We start from the raw sequence: 15,546 nt of genomic DNA, 5'->3' as shown, positions 1-15,546 counted from the left end.
TTGATGGGTAACTTTTAATCACTGTCAATGAAACCAATTATAGATAAATATTTTTTATCGACACAATAAAATATTTTACATTTAAGCGCTAAATAGCAATTCCAAATAACGATAAATACAGTAAATAAGATTTAACCAAATAATATTTAACGAGAATTAAAATGTAACATAAAAGTAAATATCAAGATTGAATAGCAATCATATAATTTCACATTCAAACACAAATGATAATAATTATCACTACTGTAAATAATAATTTACAGACTCATAAATATATAACCGTGTATATATTTGCGTGTAATATAAATAATCTTTAGCATCTACCTCCTATTCAAATACTCATTAAACAAAAACCAATATTATTATTTCTATCGTAAAATTAATTTCGTCGTTATTAATTTTATTATTAATTACAATTAAAGGATTTATTATGAAAAAGTCGATACTAATTACACTGTTATTATCAAGCACAGTGCTCAGTGGTTGTAATTCAATAAAAGAAGCTGCGGGTAATATGGTATTAGGAGAAGACTTAATTCAAGCATCTGAAAAATTAGACGTTTGTGACATGTCAGGACTTAACACCTTGGAAAACATTGCAAAAAACGAAAACAACATGCGAAGTTCAGCAGCACTTATCGCACTAGGCGCCAATTATGCGGCTTCAGGTAATACAGCAAAAGTTAATATTATTGCAAAACAATTACACGCTAAATTATCGAATAAAACACTTAATGATGTAAAAAAAGAAATTATCGATTCAGGGAATACTCAACAACAAAATCGTATTAAAAATGGTTTTACGGGTAATTGCCGCTAATCAAAAATGGGTGGTCATCTATTTAACCACCCCTATTTTCAGATTCTATATATCACTAAATTAACAACGATTAAATCAACTAAATATAGAAATCTTTAATCCCTTGTAATAAATTATTCACCGCAACAGCCGCTAAAATTAATCCCATAACGCGGCTAATAATAGCAGCCCCCATATTACCAATCCATTTTTGAATAGTCGTAGCACTGAGCAATAATAATAAAGTAACGAATAATACTGTCATCATCACGCTGGCTGTTATTATTTGATCCACCACTGAGTAACGGTGATTATCCGTTAACATCACCACAGCCATCATTGCACCAGGAGAAGCAATAGATGGAATTGCTAACGGATAAACCGCGAGATCAGCCAAATCTGAATGGCTTACATCTTGTGTTAATTTTTGTTCTTGTTCTGGTTTACTTTCACCAAAGATCATCGTTAATGCAAACAGTAACAATACTAAGCCACCAGCTGCTTGAAACGCTGGTAAGGGTATTTGCATAGCTTCAAGCAGTAATTGACCTGCTACCAAGAAAAAGACTAACACGCCACTGGCAATAGCGACCGCTTTTAATGCCACTTTACGGCGCTGTTTAGGGGTTAATTTTTGTGTTTGTGATAAATAAACAGGTACCGAGCCGACGGGATCAATCACGGCCCACAGAACAACAAACTGAGTAATCATAATACCAAGCAAAAATCACCTCTCACATTAAAAATTTAAATAGACCCCTTTACCTGTAAGATATATAAATTATTATATTAATGATTTTAGTTAGAGTAATAACTATAGCCTGATAATACTTATTCTTAAGGCTGATAAATACACTACCAAATCCCAGCCATCGTCTACAACTAAACAATTATCAACATGCTGCTGGAAATGATCAAATAAACCGTATTCCTACAATTTATTAATGTGTTTTTTAACAAAATTAAAAAATAATAACAACTAAAATTTATAATTCGTCGATCGCCGAGGTAAAACCATTGGCTGATAAATTAAACCCTGCGATATCGACATACTCTTTCTTTTGAAAAAACGTCAAGACTTTATCCAGATTGCCAGCATTGTTACCAGCATACGCATGGGCAGTACAATTATGGGTGCTAGGATCATAATTAGTGCTAACACGTAATACAATTTCATCACCTACATTAAGATTACTGAATGCGGGCACATATAACCAATTACGGCATGCAGTAGCTTGAGTTTCCATATGATCAAGGAAATCAATACTCGATAAGCGTTGACCATTACCCGTGAAATGAAAAACATAGGTCTGATTACCAAAATCAGTTTTAGTCACAATTTCATTTTGAGCAGGAAGTGCTTGATAACTATTGTGCTGAGTCGTACCAGCAAATGCAGCGGGTGCCACGAAAGATAATGAAAACAAAAATGTAGAAATAACGGTGGTTCGGTTAAACACGCGGTGCACTCCAATGGCTAAATGTCGCTAACAGCCATCTAATATGCCCATTAGCGATAATAACACAATAGTTTTTACGTCAATTTTATGGTTAACCACCGTATTTATACATATTTAAAGCGATCACATTAATCTATCAACACTAATGAATCCAAAATACCTTTACCACTGTGAATACCACCTTCATTTTCAGTCGCAGGTTTACTACGAATTAAATACCCCGCATAACCGTCTAACTCAGTCACTGGCTTACCATTAAAATATGCACTGAACAGACCTATTTCACTGACTAAATCAGTCACCACAGTTGCTTTTACATCACGAATAGCAAGTGTTGGCATTTCACGTTCATGAGGATATAAGCGTTGCATTAATGCCCATGCATCATATTCCGCCACGGTTAATGTTGCTAACGTTGCGCTAATATCATCTCCAAACACACAATGACCACCACCTTCACCCTGATTTTTAAGTACCCATTCAGCTTTGGTTGCTTGCGTATTAAACCATGCAATTGTTGCCGCAGTAATGGGCTTCATTTCAGCCAACACACTTTTTACTAACTCGGCTTCTGCAAGGGTTAATCCCCAACGCAGATACTCTTGAGCCGGCATCATGGTTAATAACATTTGCATGGTTTTACTGGTTGCAAGTTGCTGGCCTATCGTGGCATTTAAAGCGACATGATGTTGTTCGATAAACACCCGCATTTGACTCAAGGTATAACAACAAACTGCCTCATGCAGTGCTGGCGCACAATAATCAGAATATTGATAACCCGCCCGTAAATACACCACATCAATCGCGCCAACACCTTCAAGCAACAAACGTTGGCCAGTTCCTGTTGATAGCTGTGCACTTAATTGTTCAAAAGTACGTCTTACGGTACGTATTCCTTGTTGCTGTAATGCGGCCTCTAAGAGATGTTGATCATAAACATTATCTTCATTTTTCTGAACCACCATCAAAAACACTGGTGCGCCTTGATCATTAAAATCGGCTTTTATACTGCGAGCTGCCGTGGTGATCCCTAATGCCAATTGGGTTAAGCCTTGGTTATCTGCGGGTGTAGCAGAACGATCTTCTAACCATGAATGATAAACCTCAGGCCATTGACGCTGCATAAATTGATGCAGTTCAGTTGCTCGCTGACCAAATGGCGCCATACCTGCAGCAATACCATTAAATTCAATGACTTTTGCGCCATATTGACGATCATCCATAAAATCGGTTCGCATCAATAATAACGGCTGGCGAGCAGGATCAAAGCGGTGAGTAGCATTACCATGGATCTGTTGATGCAATGACATCAGGCGTCCAAAAAAAGGATCTGCTTTTGCCATGTCAGCCAATGCTGATTGTAAAAAAACATGATCTTCAGAGACATTACTGATCAATTTAGTTAGCAGCGGAACAACACGCCGTAAGTGGTTATAAACCTCATGTTCCATCGTCATTGGCGCAATACTAAACGGGCAATGCCTTGCTGTATTATCCGCTTGACGAAAAGCAACACCATGCATAATTGCCCACTCACAAATATCTTCAATCGTCGCTTGTGCAATCATTGTTTTATTATTGCTACTCATACTTTAATCGCTCTTAAATACAGCTGAAAGTTCTTACTCGGTTTAGATCAATAGCGCTATTTCAAGGATAAAATTTAGCCCAATTGAGCCTATGACATAAATAACTATACTCGATGCAAGTAATACTTCCGTAATACTCGAAATATAGTTTAGCTTTATATCTATAGCAATGGTTATCGGTGATACATCACTTCACTCTACAACTTTTTAAATATAACCCCTATAAAACTCGCACAAAAAACAATCATTTAAACTGTGATAACGATCAAATTTAGATTTAATAACCATTAATGAAAAATATAGTAGTAAATATAACTGCATTTATATTAAAAAACAGTTACACATACCGACAAAGTTAATCTAACCTATAAACATACCAATAACAAATAACCACATTCCAATAACACAAAAATCAAGGTTGATTATTATGATCCTAGGCGTACCAAAAGAAATTAAAACTCATGAATACCGTGTTGGTATGGTACCAGCGGCAGTAAAAGAAGTTGTTTCTCATGGACATAGTGTGTATATCGAAACACAAGCAGGCTCTGGAATCGGCTTTAGTGATCAAGACTATATTGATGCTGGTGCACAAATATTGCCAACAGCAGCGAATGTATTTGCTGAATCTGAAATGATCGTAAAGGTAAAAGAACCACAAGCGATTGAACGTGCAATGTTGCGTGAAGGGCAAATTCTATTTACTTATCTACATCTTGCACCTGACCCTGCACAAACAGAGGATCTTATTCGCAGCAAAGCTATTTGTATTGCTTACGAAACCGTCACGGATAATCACGGCCGTTTACCGCTATTAGCACCGATGTCTGAAGTGGCAGGACGGATGTCAATTCAAGCAGGTGCATTCGCACTTGAGAAATCACGCGGTGGACGCGGCATGTTATTAGGCGGCGTTCCTGGTGTCGAACCTGCGAAAGTTGTTATTATTGGTGGTGGTGTCGTCGGTAATAATGCAGCTCAAATGGCGCTTGGATTACAGGCAGATGTAGTAATTTTAGACCGCAATATTGATGTGTTACGTCAACTTGATGTGCAATTTAATGGCAAACTAAAAACCGTTTATTCAACCAATGATGCGATTGAACGCCATGTTTTAGAGGCTGATTTAGTGATTGGTGGTGTGCTTGTTGTTGGTGCTGCTGCGCCAAAACTGGTCACCGCTGAGATGATCAAAAAAATGAAACCAGGTGCAGCTATTGTTGATGTAGCCATCGACCAAGGTGGCTGTGTCGCGACATCACATGCAACAACCCATGATAAGCCAACCTATATTGTTGATGATGTGGTGCACTATTGTGTGGCAAATATGCCCGGCGCAGTTGCACGCACCTCAACCGTCGCACTGAATAATGCCACCCTGCCTTACATTGTTGAATTGGCTAATAATGGCTACCAAAAAGCGCTCCAAAACAACCCGCATTTACTGAATGGATTAAATGTTTATCGCGGTCATGTTACTTGTAAAAGTGTAGCTCAAGCACTTGATTTACCTTATGTCTCTGCGGCAAGTATCCTCGCTTAAATAACACTGTTATCTCATAAAGCTTCTATTGCAAAATAGAAGCTTTCTTTGTCACAACCTCAATAAATAACACCCTATAACGTCAACATCAGTATCGATATAAACATACCTATATAAACATACCTATAATAAACATACCTATAAAGGTCAGCAATATGCCTTACCCTAATGCAAACACACTTTCCAATCAAAATAACAAGCAAACCTTAACCAAACACGATAAAACATGGATAATTAGCCTCTTTGGTACTGCCGTCGGAGCAGGAATATTATTCTTACCGATTAATATCGGTGTCAGTGGATTATGGCCGTTAATCATTATGGCATTACTGGCAGGCCCAATGACATTTCTTGCCCATCGAGGGTTAGCGCGGTTTATTTTATCTTCTCAGCAACCTCAAGCTGAATTTACTGATGTGGTCGAAGAACATTTCGGCCATAAATTTGGCTTGATGATCTCACTGTTATATTTCCTGTCTATTTTCCCCATTTTGATGATTTATGGCGTTGGCTTAACCAATACTGTTGAAAGTTTTATTATCCACCAGCTGCACATGACCCCACCACCGCGAATATTACTTTCAGGGATATTAGTCACATTAATGATAGGCGTTATGTTAACCAATGAAAAAATGGTATTACGCGCATTTGAGATTATTGTTTATCCGTTAGTATTTATTTTATTTGGACTGTCAATTTATCTGATTCCACACTGGCAAATGCCAGATTTTGCAACGGTACCAACCGCCTCTGATTTCGGTAAAACCCTTTGGCTTGCCATTCCAACCACTATTTTTGCCTTTAGCCACACCGCGGCTATTTCTAGTTTTGCTGTTGCACAAAAACGTCATTATGGCGACCAAGCAAACACTAAGGTTGATTACATTTTAAAACACACTTCCATGATGCTAATTACCTTCGTGCTATTATTTGTGTTCTCATGTGTGCTAAGCCTATCACCGGCTCAATTAGCAGAAGCTAAAGTGCAAAACATTTCAATTTTGTCGTACCTTGCCAATGAAATGAATAGTAGCGTGATTGAATCACTAGGACCTTTTATTGCCTGTATTGCGATCACCTCTTCTTTCTTTGGTCATTTTCTTGGTGGGCGTGAAAGTCTAAATGGCATTATCACCAAACACACCAACATCAAACCTCAACTCGCGAATAAACTCACTATCGCTATATTATTTTTATCGGTGTGGTATGCCGCTGTTATTAACCCCAGTGTGCTCAGTATTATGGAAACCTTTTCAGGCCCGGTTATTGCAATGATTTTATTTATTATGCCAATGTATGCGATTCGTAATATTGATTCACTTAAACAGTACCGCGGAAAGATAAGTAATATTTTTGTGACTGTGATTGGTTTAATTGCCATATCAGCGATTATCTTTAATCTTATTTAACGCCCCGTATGTGACTCGAATAGCCAACCTTTATCGGTTGGTTATTTTTTGTTTTATAGGTGATGAAAGACTTTGTTTAAAATTATAGCAGATTAAAAATAGATACTTTATTCTAGTGAGGTATTGTTTATCTTTTACTTATCACAACATTGACCACAGAATAAAATATCATGCAGATTAAAAACCACAACATGCTCGGGGCAATGCTCATTATAGTCGCAACTTTATCATTAACGCTTAAAGACAGTGCCGATAAGTACCTAATACAACACGGTTACCACCCGATTCAAATGGTATTCTTTCGGTTTGCTATCCCTTTTTTATGCATGCTTATTTTTATGCCGAAACAAACCAAAACCGCTATTTTTGCCACTAACAGTAAATTAATCCTTCGTGCGGTTTTATTTTTAGTTTGTGCTGTGACCTCAGTGATTGCGTTAAAATATATACCACTTGAAATGTATATCATCATTGTTCAAATGGGCAGTATCGCCTATATGCTAGGTGGCAGCTTATTTTTTAAAGAAACTCTGACGCCAATAAAAATAATTGCAACCTTGCTCGGCTTTGTCGGTGTGGTAATAGTGATTAATCCAACCAATATTAGTGGCTTACAGTGGGTATATTTATTACCGTTACTGATTGCGATTGCAAACTCCGGTTATAACCTTCTGACTAAAACCATTGATTCAAACATCTCGTTACTGTCGGTATTAATTAACTCGTTCTTTATTTTAGGCTCGGTTGCAAGTTTACTGCTATTAGCGCAACCGCAAATGTGGAAAACACCAACACTAGAGGCATTACCTTATTTTATCACCATCCCTATCGTCACGATTATATCGCAGTTGTGTTTAATCAAAGCCATGAATATCGCGGAAGCATCGCATGTCGCACCGTTCTTTTACTTCCAGATTGTATTTTCTTGTATATTTGGTTATTGGCTATTTGATGAATTACCCACCTATAACACCCTTGGCGGCGGGCTATTTATTGTGATTGCAGGTTTGCTTATTACCTACTCCAATTATCGACCAACACTAAAAACCAGCCCCAATGAACGCTAATATAAATAAATCTACCGCCTTATTAATCAATATGGTCTATTTTTGAGTTCGAAATTAAATCCAAATAAGCGTATGTTGGTAGTTATATACTAACAGCAGATATTTATAAAAAGGCTAATCTCTATGCCTCACAATATTTTCATATTACATTCCAATTACCCACCATCAGGCGATCAACCACAGGCTTTAGCCAAACTTATTGATGGTGTAGAAAAAGGTGTCACTCACCAAACGCTTAAAGGAGTAACGGGGTCGGGTAAAACGTTTACCATGGCCAATATGATCCACCGCTTACAACGCCCAACGCTGATTTTAGCGCATAATAAAACCCTCGCAGCTCAGCTTTATAGCGAAATGAAACGCTTCTTTCCTGAAAATGCCGTTGAATATTTTGTCTCTTATTATGATTATTACCAGCCAGAGGTCTATATTCCCGGTAGTGACCGCTTTATCCGTAAAGACTCTGCGATTAATGAACAGCTTGAGCGGTTACGGTTATCCACCACCAAATCATTAATAGAACGTAAAGATGTGATTGTTGTTGCTTCTGTTTCTGCTATTTATGGTTTAGGCGATCCCGACCAATACCGCGCAGTCCAAATTCCGCTGTTTGTCGGAGCAAAAATACCCCGTGAAGACTTTATTCAACGACTAACAGCGCTTCAATATACTCGCTGTGACAAAACGATTGAACGTGCAACATTTCGTGTTCATGGTGATGTGTTTGATATTTATCCTGCTGATTCTGAGTCAAAAGCTATTCGAGCAGTATTATTTGATGACGAAGTTGAGACTCTGCAATGGTTAGATCCACTCACAGGTAACGTCTTAGGTGATATTGAGCACTATTTTGTGTCACCTAAAACCTTATATGCCGCATCAAAAGAAAAACTCACCAAGGCCTGCGTTAAAATTCAACAAGATTTAGCACTACGCGTCGCTGAACTTAATCAGAATAATCGTATTATCGAAGCCGCACGCCTCTATGAACGCACCATGCATGATATCGAAATGATGCAGCAATTAGGCTATTGTTCAGGGCTTGAAAACTACGCCAGTTATATCAATGAACGAGATCCCGCATTACCCCCAATTACCCTATTAGATTATTTACCCAAAGACGGCTTATTGTTTATTGATGAGTCTCACGTGATGGTGCCGCAAATATCGGCGATGCAGCGCAGTGATCAAAGCCGCAAAGAGACGTTAATTGATTATGGCTTTCGTTTACCATCCGCTAAAAATAACCGTCCTCTCACATTCAGTGAATTTGAGAAAATAAAACCACAAACAATTTTTGTATCCGCAACGCCGGGTCAATATGAACTTAATCAATCTCAGGGCCATGTTGTCGAACAAATTATTCGCCCAACTGGTTTACTTGATCCGATTGTAGAAGTACGACCGCTAGTAACACAAATTGATGATTTACTAGAACAAATAGCACAACGGGTAATAAAAAACGAACGTGTCTTAGTCACAACATTAACTAAAAAAAGCGCAGAGTCGTTATATGACTTAATGCAACAACAAGGCATTAAAGTCAGTTATATTCATGCTGAAGTAAAAACCCAACAACGTGTAGAGATCATAGATGCACTACGCAAAGGGGAATTTGATGTATTAATTGGGATTAACTTATTGCGAGAAGGGCTCGATATTCCTGAAGCATCGTTAGTGGCTATCCTTGATGCGGATCATGCTGGGTTTTTACGCTCTTCCCAAGCGCTGATTCAAATCATTGGTCGTGCTGCACGTAACGCTAATGGTAAAGCGATTTTATATGCCGATAAAATAACCCCAGCAATGCAACTGGCGATTGACGAATCACAACAACGTCGTGAGCGCCAACAGCGCTATAATCAAGCTCATCATATTACGCCAACATCATCGCAGCGCAGTGCCATTACAGCCACAGATGAAGGCATTCATTCAGCTGAATTTTGTGCAAATATCGCTGATTTATGCCAGCAGATCACCACCACTGAGAAAGGATTATTAATTGCTTGTGATAATAACGATGAAAACCAAATACAACAGATAAGAGCACAACTTGATAAGCTATATCGTCAGTTTATTTATATGTGATCGTAACCTAAAAATGGTGGCTATAGCGTCAATATTAGCCACCCTCTTTATAGTACATAACGACAATATTATTTTGTCATTAAGCCTTTGCTTTTAAAATAATCCGCGATAAATGGACGTGACTCTTTAGACAACGTTGCAGTTACAGCGCTAGACCAATCTTGTTGTTTATTATGCGTAGATCGCTGCTGATAATATTCAATCATTTGTTGATCATATTCAGCTAACAGTGGTTTATTTAATGGCTGATATTCATTTTCATGTAAAATCATTGCCATTGGTAAGCGTGGTTTTGTCTGTGGATCTTGCGCTGGCACCCCTAAACACATTCCAAATAATATCGCACTATGTGGCGGTAAATTTAATAATGCATCAACCTCATGCGGGCTATTACGTAATCCACCAATATAAACCCCACCTAACCCCATAGATTCAGCCGCTAATAAACAGTTTTGCGCCATAAGGCCACTATCAATCGCACCAATTAAGGTTAATTCAGTATATTCAGGTTTGATCTCAGAACTAATAGAGTAATGACGTTGGTAATCAATACAAAACACTAAAAATTCAGCCGCCTCTTTTACATAAGCTTGATCGCCAGCAAGGTGTGCAAGTGCAGCGCGTTTTTCAGGATCAGTGATACGAATAATCGATGTCGCTTGGATCATACTTGAACTAGAAGCAGCAATACCCGCAGCAATAATAGTCGTTAATTGCTCGTCAGAAATAGCAGCATCAGTAAATTTACGGATAGAGCGATGACCAAGCATGGTTTGAATAGTAGTATTCATTTATAGAGATCCATCAAAAATACATGATTATAAAAGTAACTGAAAGCTATCAACTTTCTTTCAGCTTTGTCCTAAAAAGGACTTTGATATTACCAACAAATGCAATAACAACGCATTAAATAAACAGAATAACAATAAATACAATAATTTTGTTTAGACTACTAACTATTTTGTTATCTATTTCTTTATATGTTAGCATAATCAACTTCTAAAACTCACAGTATGGATTTATAGCCATACTCTCAAATAAAAGTAGCCAAACTTGAAGATTACGCCGCCTTAACCTCTCTCTAATGAGCGCCTGCTCATTATTTCAAAAATGCAGCTCTCTTGCTGTCACTCTGCTATGCCTGCCATAGCTAAAACTTCCTGATCCTAAATGTTTGCGGATTTCATCCGTGGCTTTTACACGTCTAAAATATAGAGATAACATGTTAGATTACATAAAAAACAATTGGTTATATAATACAAAGCAAGATCTCCTTGCCGGAATTGTGGTTGCCCTAGCCCTGATACCAGAAGCTATCGCCTTTTCCATTATTGCTGGTGTCGACCCTAAAATTGGTTTATATGCCTCATTTTCGATGACCGTTATCATTGCCATTGTCGGAACAAGATCCGGCATGATCTCAGCAGCAACAGGGGCAATGGCATTATTGATGATCACTCTTGTAAAAGAACACGGCCTGCAATATTTAATGGCCGTCACTATCCTTACAGGTGTGATACAAATAATCGCGGGCTATTTAAAGCTCGGTGATTTAATGCGCTTTGTGTCTAAACCTGTTGTTACTGGATTTGTTAACGCGTTAGCAATACTTATTTTTATGGCTCAACTTCCAGAATTAACAAATGCAACGTGGTCTGTGTATCTATTAACAGCCAGTGGTTTAGCCATTATTTACCTATTTCCTCTTATCCCTCTTATTGGAAAACTGATCCCTTCACCTCTAGTGTGTATTATCACGTTAACTATCGGTGCAGTATTGCTGGGGTTAGATGTACGAACTGTGGGTGATATGGGGCAATTACCCGATACACTGCCGATCTTTTTATTACCTGATGTTCCCCTTACCTTCCATACCTTACAAATAATATTTCCTTATGCCTTAGCCCTTGCTGCGGTTGGCTTATTAGAATCAATGATGACAGCCACTATTATTGATGACTTAACCTCAACCACAAGTAACAAAAACCAAGAGTGTAAAGGACAAGGTATCGCAAATATTGGCACTGGTTTACTGGGCGGTATGGCAGGCTGCGCCATGATCGGTCAATCAATGATCAATATAAAATCAGGAGGAAGAAGCCGTTTATCAACGTTATTTGCGGGTGTTGCCTTATTAATAATGATTTTATTTTTAAGTGATATTCTAAAACTTATCCCAATGGCTGCTTTAGTCGCAGTGATGATAATGGTATCAATTAGTACCTTTTCATGGGATTCCATTAAAAATATTAAACACCATCCGTTATCAAGTAACATCGTGATGTTAGCAACGGTTGCCGCCGTTGTGACAACACATAATCTGGCGATTGGTGTTTTCATTGGCGTATTACTGTCAGCATTATTGTTTGCGCATCAAGTCAGCCAATGTGTTGTCGTGCAATCAACCACCGCCAATGAACAGATTTACAATGTTTATGGTCAAATATTTTTTGCCTCTGCGGATCACTTTTCATCATTATTTGATCTTAATGACGTTGCTCAGCATGTCAAAGTTGATTTAACGCTGGCGCATTTTTGGGATCTCACCGCAATAACGGCGTTAGATAAAGTCATTATTAAATTAAGAGCACAAGGCGCAACCACAGAACTGATTGGCATGAATGAGGCAACCGCCAAAATGATTGATAAATTTGCTGTCCATGACGATCCAAACCTAAATCAAAAACTGTTAGCTAGCCACTAATAATAGTAATTAAAACGTTCGCTTTTATTATTGGCTTATTCTAATAATATCAACCTAAATAGATTGCCGACCGCTTTACGCTGTTAACGAGAACAGTATAACGGTTGGCTTTCCTGTTTCAATATTGAATGACAGGCGTACCACATGAATATTAGCCATCTTGACCATTTAGTTTTAACGGTTACTAACATTGATATTAGTGCCGACTTCTATCAACGTGTGCTCGGCATGCAAGTCGTCACCTTTGGAGATAATCGGTTTGCACTCACCTTTGGCAACCAAAAGATCAACCTCCACCAGCATGGAGCAGAATTTGAGCCTAAGGCAAACACAGTACAAGTTGGTAGTGCTGATTTATGTTTTATTACAAATACCAATCTTGATGATGTCAAACAACAGCTTGAGCAACAACAGGTAATGCTTCTCGAAGGCCCTGTTGAACGTACAGGTGCAACAGGAAAAATCATGTCGATCTATTTTCGCGATCCTGATGGTAATTTAATTGAAGTATCAAATTATATCGTGATGTAATTTAATAGAGAACGAATAGGCGCTCACCAATATTCTTATATACAAAAGCTAAGCACCTTATTATTTATTCACTCACAAACCTGACGTTTTTATTTAAACATTCCAATACATTGCTGTTTTCACCACGGTAATTAAGCGTTTAATATCATCGGGATATACCTCACCAATCGTACCGATCCTAAAACAATCAGAATGAGAAACTTTTCCCGGATAGATAACAAAGCCAAGATCTTTTAAACGTTTATAGAATATTTTAAATTGATAATCATGGTGCGATGGCGAATAAAAAGACGTAATAATAGGTGAATGCAAACTGTCATCTAACAATGTTTCAAAACCTAATTCGCGCATACCCGCAACCAAGTTTTGTTGATTACATTGATAACGCTGATGCCGTTCAGTAATCCCCCCTTCTTGTTCTAATTCAATCAATGCCTGATAAAAAGCACGAACAGTATGGGTTGGGGACGTAAAGCGCCATTTCCCCTGATTGATTTCCATATGGTGCCATTGATCATACAGATCCAAACTTAAAGAACGTGCTAGTCCTTGGCATTTTTCAATTTGACTACGTTTTGCGATCACAAAACCAAAGCCTGGTACCCCCTGAATACACTTATTCGCTGAGCTGATCATAAAATCAACACCTAGCTCGCCAATATCCATTGGGATCCCGCCAAAACTCGACATTGCATCCAAAATAACCACTTTATTAAACCGTTTAGCCAATGAGATGACATCCGCAATAGGGTTCAGCATCCCCGTCGTTGTTTCGCAATGAACAATAGCAACATGGCTAATTGTGGTGTCATTTTTTAATACATCTTCAATCTGTTCAAGATTTGGCGGTACCATTTCAGCCGATGAAATAACATGACATGGAATATTGAGGCACTGGGCAATTTGTGCCATGCGAGCCCCATAAACACCGTTATCAATCACCAATAATTTACCTTGGTTACTGATCACACTGCCTATTGTCGCTTCCACCGCCGCAGTCCCACTCCCCTGCATTAATACACAGGTATAATCACTGGCAGCGGTTGCAATCTTAACCAATTTTTCACGGATCACTTCGACAATATCTTTATTATAATCATCATCCCAAGTGCACCAATCTTTTAGCATCGCTTCACGAACAGTCGTTGAGGTTGATAGCGGCCCAGGTGTTAACAAAATATAATCATTTTTCATTGTGTACCTACTAAAATAATATGTTCAATAACCAATAAAATTACGGACGCTCTCCACGGGCAATCCGCGCAGAAATCACGTTAACAACAGCAGCAATATCTTCAAGTGCATCAACAACATAATGAGCGCCAGCATTGTAAAGTTCACCATACGCTTTACGCAGTAAGTGTTCTTTTTCTACGGCTGAACATTGTTGCCATTCCACCTCGGTTAACCCGACCGCATTGCCTGTTTTTGCTAATCCAATGGTCCACATTCCCGCATTAAGCCCTTCTAAAATACCAGGAACAGCATCATCAATTTTAATCACACGCCACACTGCACTGACACCTAATTGATTTACGTTTTCAAGTGCCATCCAAGGCCCAGGGCGAGAGCCTGCTGGAAGATCATCGGATGCAACCACACAATCAGGTGCGTAGCCATATTGAGCAGCAACAGGTACTAATGCATCCATTACTTCACGGGGATAACCAGAACAGCTACCAATTTTAATATTTTGTTGGCGTAACCAATTAATTGCCGCTAATGCCCCTGCGATAGGTTCAGCATGATCAACCACCTTTATTTTTTGTAATGGAATAAAAGTATTGTAAATATAATCAACATCCTGCTCACTCATTGGCGCGTTAAATTGTGCTTTCCAACGTGCAGCCACCGTCGGTAGTTTCCCTAAGGCATTAATATGATCCCATTTACCCAACCCCATAGGGATACGTGCTTCTTCCAATGTAATGTCAAAGTTATAAGCTTCTTTTAACGCCTTCACAAAAATCGTTGTTGGTGCCAGCGAGCCATAATCAACAACCGTTCCTGCCCAATCTAATACTACACATTCAACTTGACGCATTTTACACTCTCACTAATGTTGGCTCTGCCATTACAGATATATCTGCGGGTTGGTCAGAAAGAATATGGGAAAAGTAAATCCATGAAGCAATAATCAAAGAGCCTGTTATTAAAGAAACGAAATAACTGGTATTAATAAAGAAATCTAACCACGATAGATCTGCTTGTCCAAACGCACGATATAACATGATGCTCACACTGCCTAAATAACCAGCAGAATCAGCAAGATACATTATAAACCCCGCATTAGCGGCGACTTGAAGAGAAGCGATCATTCGGTCGAACATAAAACAATTGAAAGGAATGTAAGCGG

Annotated in this window: 14 protein-coding genes; 7 read left to right on the top strand and 7 right to left on the bottom strand. The window is 38.4% G+C overall.

Annotated elements, in window-relative coordinates:
* Positions 1-430: 430 nt before the first annotated feature.
* Complete coding sequence (locus BTO21_RS02135; protein WP_045027087.1) at positions 431-820, top strand: hypothetical protein; 390 nt, start codon at positions 431-433, stop codon at positions 818-820.
* Between the two features lie 79 nt (positions 821-899).
* Here the strand turns inward: BTO21_RS02135 and BTO21_RS02130 are convergent, their stop codons facing one another.
* The 3 genes from BTO21_RS02130 to BTO21_RS02120 form a co-directional block, all read right to left on the bottom strand.
* Entirely contained in the window at positions 900-1,523 is a 624-nt protein-coding gene (locus BTO21_RS02130) for a MarC family protein (protein ID WP_045027086.1), read from the bottom strand.
* Between the two features lie 262 nt (positions 1,524-1,785).
* The gene (locus BTO21_RS02125) at positions 1,786-2,259 is read right to left on the bottom strand and encodes a hypothetical protein (protein WP_045027084.1); all 474 of its coding nucleotides are present in this window, start codon (positions 2,257-2,259) and stop codon (positions 1,786-1,788) included.
* A 128-nt stretch (positions 2,260-2,387) separates the two neighbouring features.
* Positions 2,388-3,848: a glutathione synthase gene (locus tag BTO21_RS02120; protein ID WP_045027082.1), complete on the bottom strand. Its 1,461-nt coding sequence runs from the start codon at positions 3,846-3,848 to the stop codon at positions 2,388-2,390.
* Positions 3,849-4,275: 427 nt separating this feature from the next.
* On the opposite strand from BTO21_RS02120, the gene ald reads away from it, so the two are divergent.
* From ald to uvrB, 4 genes are all read left to right on the top strand, one after another.
* Entirely contained in the window at positions 4,276-5,391 is a 1,116-nt protein-coding gene (ald, locus tag BTO21_RS02115; RefSeq protein WP_045027081.1) for an alanine dehydrogenase, read from the top strand.
* A gap of 155 nt (positions 5,392-5,546) precedes the next feature.
* Positions 5,547-6,800, top strand: coding sequence for an SLC5/6 family protein (locus BTO21_RS02110; protein WP_045027079.1), 1,254 nt, complete (start codon positions 5,547-5,549; stop codon positions 6,798-6,800).
* 170 nt (positions 6,801-6,970) lie between these two features.
* A complete protein-coding gene (locus tag BTO21_RS02105; protein ID WP_045027077.1) occupies positions 6,971-7,867 on the top strand; it encodes a DMT family transporter in 897 nt (298 codons plus the stop codon).
* 123 nt (positions 7,868-7,990) lie between these two features.
* Positions 7,991-9,955, top strand: a complete 1,965-nt coding sequence (uvrB, locus tag BTO21_RS02100; RefSeq protein WP_045027076.1) for an excinuclease ABC subunit UvrB — start codon at positions 7,991-7,993, stop codon at positions 9,953-9,955.
* Between the two features lie 68 nt (positions 9,956-10,023).
* Here uvrB and nfsA read toward each other — a convergent pair whose 3' ends face one another.
* A complete protein-coding gene (nfsA, locus tag BTO21_RS02095; RefSeq protein WP_045027075.1) occupies positions 10,024-10,746 on the bottom strand; it encodes an oxygen-insensitive NADPH nitroreductase in 723 nt (240 codons plus the stop codon).
* 431 nt (positions 10,747-11,177) lie between these two features.
* On the opposite strand from nfsA, the gene BTO21_RS02090 reads away from it, so the two are divergent.
* Both BTO21_RS02090 and BTO21_RS02085 read left to right on the top strand, forming a co-directional pair.
* Positions 11,178-12,659: a SulP family inorganic anion transporter gene (locus tag BTO21_RS02090; protein ID WP_045027073.1), complete on the top strand. Its 1,482-nt coding sequence runs from the start codon at positions 11,178-11,180 to the stop codon at positions 12,657-12,659.
* Positions 12,660-12,803: 144 nt separating this feature from the next.
* On the top strand, positions 12,804-13,190 hold the full coding sequence (locus tag BTO21_RS02085; RefSeq protein ID WP_045027071.1) for a VOC family protein: 387 nt from the start codon (positions 12,804-12,806) through the stop codon (positions 13,188-13,190).
* A gap of 93 nt (positions 13,191-13,283) precedes the next feature.
* On the opposite strand, the gene phnW is transcribed toward BTO21_RS02085, so the two are convergent.
* From phnW to BTO21_RS02070, 3 genes are all read right to left on the bottom strand, one after another.
* Positions 13,284-14,384, bottom strand: coding sequence for a 2-aminoethylphosphonate--pyruvate transaminase (gene phnW, locus BTO21_RS02080; RefSeq protein WP_045027070.1), 1,101 nt, complete (start codon positions 14,382-14,384; stop codon positions 13,284-13,286).
* 40 nt (positions 14,385-14,424) lie between these two features.
* Positions 14,425-15,234 (bottom strand): phosphonoacetaldehyde hydrolase, encoded by an 810-nt coding sequence (gene phnX, locus BTO21_RS02075; protein ID WP_045027068.1) that lies wholly within the window; start codon positions 15,232-15,234, stop codon positions 14,425-14,427.
* Between the two features lies 1 nt (position 15,235).
* Positions 15,236-15,546: DUF5690 family protein (locus BTO21_RS02070; protein WP_211298253.1), on the bottom strand; the 311-nt coding region annotated here is incomplete at its 5' end.

Origin of the sequence: Photobacterium phosphoreum (assembly GCF_002954725.1) — a bacterium.
GTDB lineage: Bacteria > Pseudomonadota > Gammaproteobacteria > Enterobacterales > Vibrionaceae > Photobacterium > Photobacterium phosphoreum.
The sequence above is the reverse complement of the archived record's forward strand: the minus strand, read 5'-3'. Positions and strand labels throughout refer to the sequence as shown.

Excerpts from the sequence above, each read along its gene's own strand:
- nfsA (WP_045027075.1), bottom strand. The coding sequence starts at position 10,746 with ATGAATACTACTATTCAAACCATGCTTGGTCATCGCTCTATCCGTAAA.
- BTO21_RS02120 (WP_045027082.1), bottom strand. The coding sequence starts at position 3,848 with ATGAGTAGCAATAATAAAACAATGATTGCACAAGCGACGATTGAAGAT.
- BTO21_RS02090 (WP_045027073.1), top strand. The coding sequence starts at position 11,178 with ATGTTAGATTACATAAAAAACAATTGGTTATATAATACAAAGCAAGAT.
- ald (WP_045027081.1), top strand. The coding sequence starts at position 4,276 with ATGATCCTAGGCGTACCAAAAGAAATTAAAACTCATGAATACCGTGTT.
- phnW (WP_045027070.1), bottom strand. The coding sequence starts at position 14,384 with ATGAAAAATGATTATATTTTGTTAACACCTGGGCCGCTATCAACCTCA.
- phnX (WP_045027068.1), bottom strand. The coding sequence starts at position 15,234 with ATGCGTCAAGTTGAATGTGTAGTATTAGATTGGGCAGGAACGGTTGTT.
- BTO21_RS02105 (WP_045027077.1), top strand. The coding sequence starts at position 6,971 with ATGCAGATTAAAAACCACAACATGCTCGGGGCAATGCTCATTATAGTC.
- BTO21_RS02085 (WP_045027071.1), top strand. The coding sequence starts at position 12,804 with ATGAATATTAGCCATCTTGACCATTTAGTTTTAACGGTTACTAACATT.
- BTO21_RS02110 (WP_045027079.1), top strand. The coding sequence starts at position 5,547 with ATGCCTTACCCTAATGCAAACACACTTTCCAATCAAAATAACAAGCAA.
- BTO21_RS02135 (WP_045027087.1), top strand. The coding sequence starts at position 431 with ATGAAAAAGTCGATACTAATTACACTGTTATTATCAAGCACAGTGCTC.
- uvrB (WP_045027076.1), top strand. The coding sequence starts at position 7,991 with ATGCCTCACAATATTTTCATATTACATTCCAATTACCCACCATCAGGC.